Genomic DNA, 8655 nt, shown 5'->3' with positions numbered 1-8655 from the left:
CTCTGTCCCCGCTGTCGCCGCCCGACCCACCCCACAAGTATCGAACGCTGGCGGTCCTGCGCCCCCTGTCACTCCGCTTAAGGCCCCTCCGCCCCATACCTTGACGGGCACAGATAAATGGGGACCAAGACAGAGAGATGTCTAGAGGGCGAGGTGTGGTAGGGCACACACGGCGGGCTCCTACCAAGATGTACGCCCTGAGATAGTGGAGGAGGGCACGGATTAGAAGATACACCAAGGTAAGCGTCCAGAGCGTAGCGGTGCGACCACGATACCCAGCGAAACCATCAAGCCGCCGCTCCAACTAGTTATCGAAGGAGTAACCATGAGTACCGTCAATCCCGCCGCCGCTACCCCCAGTAACCACGGCACCAAAGTCGAGAAAACCGTCACCATCAACCGCCCCGTTGAGGACCTATTTGGGTTTTGGCGCGACTTTGAGAATTTACCCAAGTTTATGAAGCACCTCCAGTCCGTCCAAGTCCAGGACAACCTACGCTCCCACTGGCAAGCCAAAGCCCCCCTCGGTGGTAGTGTCGGCTGGGACGCCGAGATTACCCGTGAAATCCCCGACCGCCTCATCGCCTGGAAATCCCTGCCCGGAGCCGATGTAGACAATAGTGGGTCCGTCCAATTCCTGCCCACTGCACGGGGCACCGAAGTCAAAGTACAAATCACCTACGTCATCCCGGGCGGCAAAATTGGTGAATTCTTTGCCAAACTGACCGGCGAAGAACCGAGCATCCAAGTCGGTGATGACCTACGCCGCTTCAAGAACCTGATGGAAGCCAACGAAGTACCCACCACAGCGGGCCAACCCCGCGGCTAACCCAAGGAGTAATTACGCATGAAAGCCCTCTGCTGGTACGGTGCCCAAGATGTCCGGGTCTCCAACGTCCCTGACCCCGTCATCCTCAACCCCCGCGATGCCATTCTCAAAGTCACCTCCACCGCGATCTGTGGCTCAGACCTACACCTTTATAGCGGCGTGATCCCGACCATGGAAGCCGGAGATATCTTGGGTCACGAGTTCATGGGTGAAGTCGTCGAGGTCGGCAAAGGCGTGACCAACCTCAAAAAAGGCGACCGGGTCGTGGTCCCCTTCACGATTGCCTGCGGTAGTTGTTTTTTTTGTAATAAAGACCTCTGGTCCCTGTGCGACAACTCCCTCCCCGATGCCAAGGGAGCCGAACTATTGTACGGTCACGCTGGCTCGGGTCTATTCGGTTATTCCCATCTTTTTGGCGGGTATGCAGGCGGACAGGCTCAGTATGCACGGGTCCCCTACGCCGATGTCGGTCCGATTGTGGTCCCCGAGGAACTCACAGATGAACAAGTCCTCTTCTTGTCCGATATTTTTCCCACGGGCTACCAAGCAGCCGAGAACTGCAATATTGAGCCGGGCGATACCGTGGCGATTTGGGGTTGTGGTCCCGTCGGGCAGTTTGCGATTAGGAGTGCCTTTATGCTCGGGGCGGGCCGGGTGATTGCCATTGATGAGGTCCCCGAACGGCTCCAGATGGCAAAAGACAACGGGGCAGAAGTCTTGAACTTTATGGAAGTCGAGGTGGGTGAAGCTCTCAAACAGATGACTGGCGGTCGGGGACCCGATAGCTGTATGGATGCGGTGGGACTAGAGGCCCACGGGACCGGGATTGATTCGCTCTATGACCAAGTTGCCATCGCCGTGAAACTGGAAACCGATCGTCCGGCAGTTCTCCGGCAGGCGATTGTGGCCTGTCGCAAGGGCGGCACGGTTTCAATCCCAGGTGTGTACGGCGGGTTACTCGACAAGATCCCGATGGGGGCCGCTTTTAGCAAAGGTCTGACCTTTAAAATGGGCCAGACAAATATGCACAAGTACCTAAAACCCCTCTTGGCGCGGATTCAGAACGGTGAGATTGACCCCTCCTACATCATTTCCCACCGTCTGCACCTGGAAGATGCTCCCAAGGGCTACGAGATCTTCCGCGACAAAAAGGATAAGTGTACCAAGGTCGTCCTCAAACCCCATGAACACAACCTCTACCCTTCCCTGCAGTCCCGCCCGTGGGAGCTTAAATAAGTTGTAGGGCGTTATGGGGTGGTCTCAACAGCCACCCTTTTCCGAGTCCCAGGCTATAGGCACGGATCGCGCTGCTAATTCTCTTGGAGCTGAGCCTCTTGGACCGCATTGGGATTACTGTCGGTCAGGCCACCCTTGAGGCGGAGACGGAAGGTCTGGCTGAGATAGCGCAGGGTGCCCCCAGTCTCGGCTTGGCCCGTGGTGAGGTTGACTTGACCACCGAGTTCCGCTTGCCAGGGGTCGGGGGCAGCCGTGCTACTGAAGACCGAGGGCGGGAATTTGGCTTGTCCGGCTTCGAGGGTGAAGGGGAGGGCGTATTGGACGGGATTATTGATGGCGAGCCCGGTACTCTTGGCTAGGGGCGCAAGCCATTTAAACGGACTCTGGGCCTTCAGCTCACCTTGACCCGTGAGACTGCCGATAAATTGCTTGGCGGTCGCACCTTGACCCTTAAAGGTAACTTGAACCGTACCCACACCCAGACTCTCATCCCCCCAACTCAAAAGACTGTTAGTGAGTCGTCCCAGCTGGACTTCAGCGAAGGTCCACTCACCCGAGTAGCTGGGCGGGGTCGTCGTTTCAAGGGTGAGGTTGCCCCGGAGTCGGCCCTGGCTGGTGGTGGCTTGTAGAGCTTCTAAACGCAAATTCTCCCCGAGGACGAGGGTCGTCTGGAGGCCCTGGACCGGGAGGGAACCGAGTTGGGTGGTGCGGACGTTGAGCGTGCCACTGCCCTGCCAACTCCTGAGCGGGGCGGCGGCGAGGTAATCATTTAAGAGTTTGTCGAGGTCCAGTTGGTCGGCTTGGGCCTGGAAGGTCACGGTGGGGATACCCGGCGTGTAGGTCCCACTGAGGGTGAGCAGCTGGTCACGCCAGAGGACTTTTAGATTGTTCGCCCGTAGACCCTTGCCCGCCAGACTGAGATTACCGTTGACTGCTAACCCACCCAGGATGGGGATTTGGACATCGTTGAGGCGCACCCCACCCACCCAGTTACTCGCCTGCCGGGTCCCGCTCAACTGTAAATCTAACTGACCCTGGCCCTGGACTAAATCCAAGTCCGCGAGCCACGGCAAGAGGGTGGTCAACTGGGTCAAAGGCTGGGGGTCGCTGGTCAAACTGAGTCGGACTTGAGCCGCAGGAGTGGACCAACGGCGGACCGTGCCCACGAGTTGGAGCGTATTACGAGCCGTCACGAGGGTGGCTTGCTGGAGGGCCAAGCGGTCTGGGGTAGCGAGGGCGGTGAAAGTCCCCTGCTCTAGCTCCCCCAAGTTCAATTCACCCAACCGGGTCTGAGCAATCCCGCTGAGGTCCCCGTCGCCCTGGGCCAAGGTGCTATCGCCTTGAGACGTGAAAGTGACGTTAAAAGGGGCACTGCCGACAGCTTGGAGGGTGCCCGTCAACTCGGGGAGGAGTTGGCGGGCACTGGGGAAGACGAGTTGGCCCCGGAGACTGCCATTGAGCGCGGTCCGGCCCAAGAAATTACGGACTAGCCCGTTAAATGTAAAGTTCGAGGGTCCGGCGAAACCGCGTAGGTCGCGCAGTTCCAGGTCGCCGCCGCTCAAAAGAGCCATGCCTTGGACCTGGGTGAGGGGTAGCCCTAGGCTGGTCAGTCCGACGGTGACATCGCGCAGATCCAGTTCACCATTGAGACTGCTCCCCTGGAAATTAAGGGTGCCTTGAGCCGTGCCGTTGAGCCGGGTGAGGCGGGAGGTCTGGAGGGCGCGGCCCACGAGAGGCGAATTGAGTAGGGCTTGGACCAAGGCTAGGTCGAGATTGCCCTTGAGGGTGAGGTCGGGGGAGGCGTTGCTTTGACCGGGCTGGGTGACGGTCCCAGTGAGACTGATGGCCCCCCCCCCGGTTTTGCCCTGGAGATTATCCAGCGTCAAGAGTCCCGGTTCAAAACGCAAACTCCCCGCCAATTGCGTGACGGGACGGGGTAAACGTCGGTCTCGAAATTCCGCCTGGAGCAATTCGAGGGAGCCGACAAAAGCGGGGTTGCCCAGGGGTCCCTGCAACTGCCCCAACAACCGCCCCTGCCCCCGCCACTCCCCGACGAACTGCCGGAAAAAAGCACTGCTAATTCCACTCAGACGGCCCAAGTCTAAATTGGGCGCGTCTACTTTCAAGTCCCATTGGTTGTCCCGGAGCGTCCCATTCACGGCACAGGCGGATTTACCCAGCCCCAGCTTGACCTGTTTGAACTCGACTTGGTTGGGGTCAAAGACCAGTTGCCCGGTCAGGCTGTCAATATCACCGTCCATCGTGGCGGTTTTGAGCCCCAGACCCAACAGGTCTACTTGTCCCGTAGTGGTCAACTGGTTGAGGGTGCCCTGGGTCTGTCCACTGAATTTCAATTTGCCTTTGCCCGTGCTGGTGACGAGCCAGGGGACAAGGGGTTTAGGGATAAGGTTGAGCGGGAGGCGGTCGCGGACTAAGTAGGGGTCAAAGTCGTTGCTAGTGGCCTGGAGACTGAGCCGTTGGGGCGCGGGGTCAAAGCTCCCGGTCAGGGTGACCGCCATCTCCCCGAGATTGAGAACAACCGGGTTCGCCTGCCATTCCCCCATTGCCGCCCGCTTGAGGTCCAGTTGGGCGACTAGAGACGGGGTGAACCAGGGCTCAGGACCAAAGACCTGGGGCCATTGCCAGAAGAGAGCCTTAGCCCCCAGCCGCCCAGTCAGTTGCGTTGCGCCGTCGGTCCCGCCTTGCCAACGCAAATCCAGATCCAGACGACCCGCCCCCAGCCCCGTCAGTCCCGTCAAGCCCTGCTCCACCAACCAAGCCCGCCAGTAGCCCTCCCAGTTCTGGGGCTGGAAATCCGAGACCAACATCTGTAGATCCCCCTGCCAATTCTGGTCCGGGGTAGCGGGGGCCAGGATTTTTCCTTCCAAGGCCATCACGGTCTGCTGACCGAGTTCATCCAGGGTGCCCTGCATCGAGATGGGTAAAGGGTCCGTGGCGGTGCGACTCCCCCCCAAACGCAAATCTAGTCCGACTAGCTGGTAACTGCGGCTGGGGGTGATGAGTTCATCGGTAATACTGACTGTGGCGCGGGTCAACTGTAGAACCGTACTGGCGGGGTCGAAGGAGAGCCGTTCGGTCTCCACGGGGCGGCTAAGTAGGTCCGCGATACTCCAGACCCCCCGGCGGTCGCGTCGGACCTTGAGATTGAGTCGGTCAATCGTCAGTTTGCGGACGGCAACCTGCTGCCAAAGCAGCGGTAGTAACTCGATTTCTAAGAGGAGGTCCCGCCCTTGGCCTTCCAACAGCGAACGGTCACGAATCGCAATCTGGTCTGCCCGGATGCCTAGACCATTCACCGTACTGAAGCGCAGCCGACCCACCTCAACCTGGCGGCCTGAACTCTGGGAAAGGGCTTGTTCTAGAGGTAATCGCCACTGATTCGGGTCAAGCGTCAAAAAGATATAGCCGAAAAAACCAACCCCCAGGGCTATCCCACTGACTAGGACCGCTAAAACCACCCGGACTAGGGGACTCCACACGGTTTTAAGCACTGGATATTACGTCAGAGGACCGTCCGTACACTGGTCTCGATGGGTTTAGCCGCCCAGATCTGGAAGTAGTTCCAGGCGATGGATAGGTAATGGGGAAGTTTTGTGGGGAGGTTATTGAGGGTGCCAAGCTTGAGGGTGCTGGCGAGGCAGCGTTCCATCCTTGCCCAAAACTGGTCATCCATGTCGAGAATAACCGGGAAGGCTTTACCCGCCTCGCGGTTGGTCCGTACCAAGACTTCCTTGGCATAAACCGTCGGGTCGAGACCCAGGGCATCATAAATCCCCCGGTCCTTGTGGTCGTTGAGATACATGGTGACAAAAACGGCAGTCAAAAAGAACTTGACCCACAACCGATTGAGGCCCCGCAACAACCGGGGCTGGGAACGGAGGATGAGATCAAAGAAGTCGCCGTGGCGGTTCTCGTCTTGACACCAGTTCTCAAAGTAGGTAAAGAGCGGATGGAAACGGTGTTCTGGGTGCTGCTCTAAATGCCGGAAGATGGTGATGTAGCGGAAATAGCCAATCTTCTCCGACAAGTAGGTGGCGTAAAAAATGAACTTGGGTTTGAAAAATGTGTATTTCTTATTCTTCTTCAGAGCGGGCAGGTTCAGGGCCAGCCCAAAATCTGCCATGGTCTTGTTCAAGAAACCCGCGTGACGGGCTTCATCCCGCGACATAAAATGAAAACCCTCTGCCAACAAGGGATTCACAGTTTTCAAGCGACGGGCAATCTCTTTATAAAGGACAAATCCCGAGAACTCCGAAGTACAGGACCGCTCCAAAAAGTGGACAAAGATGTCGCGCACCGGACCCATCAGGTCCTTAGCCTCTAAGGTATAGACCCCGTCCCGCTCAAAGTGATGGCGGTTGTAATCAACGCGGAACTCCTGCATCAAAGCTTCGAGGTCCGTCGCCACCGCACTGATATCCAGCTTGGCTAACTCATCAAAGTCCGTAGTGTAAAAGCGGGGGGTAAGGAGGGTCTCCTTGACCGGAGCCTTGTAGCGCGTGGCAGTATCAATCGTATCCACCATGATCCCGATCCTGGGCCAACATAGGAAATAGTCTAGCCCCTAGTTGTCGCTGGATTCAGGGTTGCAGTATTAAGTAATATGAACAAGGCCGCCACTTATACTACATACAGTACGGGATTGAACTGTGGGTTTTGAAAGAGTTGTCATTGCGTACCGGGCCAATCAGCCCGCCAGCATCAAAATGGCCCATCACTGGTGCGAGAAGTTGCGCGAGGACGGCTGTGAGGTCTTGGTCGGGGCCACCGGCCCAGAACACAATCCCTACCCGGCTTTTATTGAGGAGTGGGGGGACCGAATTGACTTGGGGTTGGTGTTGGGCGGGGATGGTTCTACCCTAGCGGCGGCGCGGTTTTTGGCTCCCTTGAGAGTCCCGGTCTTGGCGGTGAATGTGGGCGGGCATTTGGGATTTTTGACCCAGCCGCCGGGGGTGCTGGAGAGCGATATTTTGGCTCGACTCAGAGAGGGAGACTTTCTCAAGGAAGAACGGATGCTTCTGGAGGCGACGATCCCCACAGCCCCGGACTTCACGAGCATCTGTCTCAATGAATTTATTCTCAAGCCCGATAACACCACGCGGTTGCCCCTAGGAACCTTCAACCTAGAGGTGGACGGCGAAGCGATTGACTGCTATCGCGGGGATGGGTTGATTATTGCTACGCCCACGGGCTCTACTTCTTATAATTTGGCGGCGAATGGTCCAATCCTCGGGCCGGGATTGCCCGGTATCTGTATCACCCCAATCTGTCCAGCCTCCCTCTCTAGCCGCTCTTTGGTCCTCAATAGTCATCGGCGCATCAGTGTCAATGCCAGCCAGCCTGTAGACCTCCCGATTAAACTGTGGACCGACGGAGTACCAGCTTTCACCCTGACCCTCGGGCAACAGGTAAACATCCAAACTGCGCCCTTCAGTGCTACGTTCCTCGTCCTAGAACGCAGCCCCTCGTATTTTCGGACCCTCCGCGAGAAGTTGCATTGGGGTAGTGCCAGTTGTGAGCTTTAATTGACTCACTAAGTTTGCCCGTGAATTGTCGCGGGTCAGTCGGGGTGGTTGCCGGAGGGATTGAGGGAGCAGTGGATTCAAAATCAGGTGCAGCAGGTGGTCCTTGGCCTGTGTTTTTAGAAAAACGAGACTCCTCAGTCGTCCAGCAGTTCAATGAGCTTGCCTATATTACCGCTTGTGCGGAAATGCTCCTTAAAAGTAGAGATATTGAGATTGACCAAAGGCAAATTTTTGAGGTTGCGAATGATCCGACCGTTAATTCTTTCGTTGCAGCAGCCCTCAATACGTTTTCTGAGATTTGCTGACGAAATGGTGTGTTGGCTCTAGGGAGCTCTCGGGAAAAGCTAGAGCCAGAGATCAGAAAACTAAGCACCAAGCCTTGGTCCGCTTTGTTTTGGCCCTCTGGTAGCCGCATGGGGCCCAATGTAGTGGTAGACGGTATTGACAAGCAAGGCAACGTTTTGATTAAAGACCCTTGGCAAGGCACTAGGTACAAATTGACATCCTCCCCGACCTAAAGGACGGGGATTCCTAAACATCACTATTTAGGTTTCTGCCACAAGTGTTGAAAGTTAAGAAATAAGACTGAAAAAGCCAGTCCAAAGTTTTTTATGCTTTAGACTTACAGCGACCAATCAAAAACAAACTCATGCTAGAAAGTTTACCCAAAGCTCTCAAAGAAATCCTTTCTGATTTGTGCGATACGGACTACCCCGTGCTAAACACTCGCCTTTTCTTCGGGTGTTGGATTGCTTTTGCCATGGACATGACGCCCAGAAAATAGATGAAATGACAGAAGCTATTCCCACAAATGCAGTCGGCGTAATGGATCGGGGGTTTGCTAGCCTCAGCTACCTTAAGCTCATGACCATGCAGAAAGAAGAGGATAAAAAGTATTATGTATTACGTATAAACATGAATTATAAGCTTGAGTATGGAGAGGGAAACCTGATAAAAGTAGGGGGAGGAAAGGATTCTGGTTGGTATAGAGTCGTTAATTTTTGCGATATCCAGACTAGGAGTGAGTATCGCTTGGTCACGAAT

The 8655-nt window shown here is 56.2% G+C and carries 6 protein-coding genes and 1 pseudogene; 5 read left to right on the top strand and 2 right to left on the bottom strand.

Annotated features, from left to right (window positions below):
- The first annotated feature begins 325 nt into the window (after positions 1 to 325).
- The gene (locus HFM78_RS12330) at positions 326 to 829 is read left to right on the top strand and encodes an SRPBCC family protein (RefSeq protein ID WP_287129747.1); all 504 of its coding nucleotides are present in this window, start codon (positions 326 to 328) and stop codon (positions 827 to 829) included.
- Positions 830 to 847: 18 nt separating this feature from the next.
- The gene (locus HFM78_RS12325; RefSeq protein WP_287129746.1) at positions 848 to 2065 is read left to right on the top strand and encodes a zinc-dependent alcohol dehydrogenase; all 1218 of its coding nucleotides are present in this window, start codon (positions 848 to 850) and stop codon (positions 2063 to 2065) included.
- Between the two features lie 74 nt (positions 2066 to 2139).
- Here HFM78_RS12325 and HFM78_RS12320 read toward each other — a convergent pair whose 3' ends face one another.
- Both HFM78_RS12320 and acsF read right to left on the bottom strand, forming a co-directional pair.
- The gene (locus HFM78_RS12320; protein ID WP_287129745.1) at positions 2140 to 5565 is read right to left on the bottom strand and encodes a hypothetical protein; all 3426 of its coding nucleotides are present in this window, start codon (positions 5563 to 5565) and stop codon (positions 2140 to 2142) included.
- Positions 5566 to 5588: 23 nt separating this feature from the next.
- Positions 5589 to 6611, bottom strand: a complete 1023-nt coding sequence (acsF, locus tag HFM78_RS12315; protein WP_287129744.1) for a magnesium-protoporphyrin IX monomethyl ester (oxidative) cyclase — start codon at positions 6609 to 6611, stop codon at positions 5589 to 5591.
- Positions 6612 to 6735: 124 nt separating this feature from the next.
- Between acsF and HFM78_RS12310 the strand changes: the two genes are divergently transcribed.
- The 3 genes and pseudogenes from HFM78_RS12310 to HFM78_RS12300 all read left to right on the top strand — a co-directional run.
- Positions 6736 to 7611 (top strand): NAD(+) kinase, encoded by an 876-nt coding sequence (locus HFM78_RS12310; protein ID WP_287129743.1) that lies wholly within the window; start codon positions 6736 to 6738, stop codon positions 7609 to 7611.
- 44 nt (positions 7612 to 7655) lie between these two features.
- The gene (locus HFM78_RS12305; protein ID WP_287129742.1) at positions 7656 to 7916 is read left to right on the top strand and encodes a hypothetical protein; all 261 of its coding nucleotides are present in this window, start codon (positions 7656 to 7658) and stop codon (positions 7914 to 7916) included.
- A gap of 559 nt (positions 7917 to 8475) precedes the next feature.
- Positions 8476 to 8655, top strand: a pseudogene (locus tag HFM78_RS12300) (IS4 family transposase); the annotation flags it as partial.

This window comes from Candidatus Cyanaurora vandensis (assembly GCF_013285555.1).
GTDB classification, from domain to species: Bacteria; Cyanobacteriota; Cyanobacteriia; order Gloeobacterales; family Anthocerotibacteraceae; genus Cyanaurora; species Cyanaurora vandensis.
Note: the sequence above shows the minus strand (reverse complement) of the source record. Positions and strands in the feature narration are given on the sequence as shown.

What these genes read in the sequence shown, in the direction of transcription:
- HFM78_RS12330 (WP_287129747.1), top strand. Translation starts at nt 326, where the DNA reads ATGAGTACCGTCAATCCCGCCGCCGCTACCCCCAGTAACCACGGCACC.
- HFM78_RS12325 (WP_287129746.1), top strand. Translation starts at nt 848, where the DNA reads ATGAAAGCCCTCTGCTGGTACGGTGCCCAAGATGTCCGGGTCTCCAAC.
- acsF (WP_287129744.1), bottom strand. Translation starts at nt 6,611, where the DNA reads ATGGTGGATACGATTGATACTGCCACGCGCTACAAGGCTCCGGTCAAG.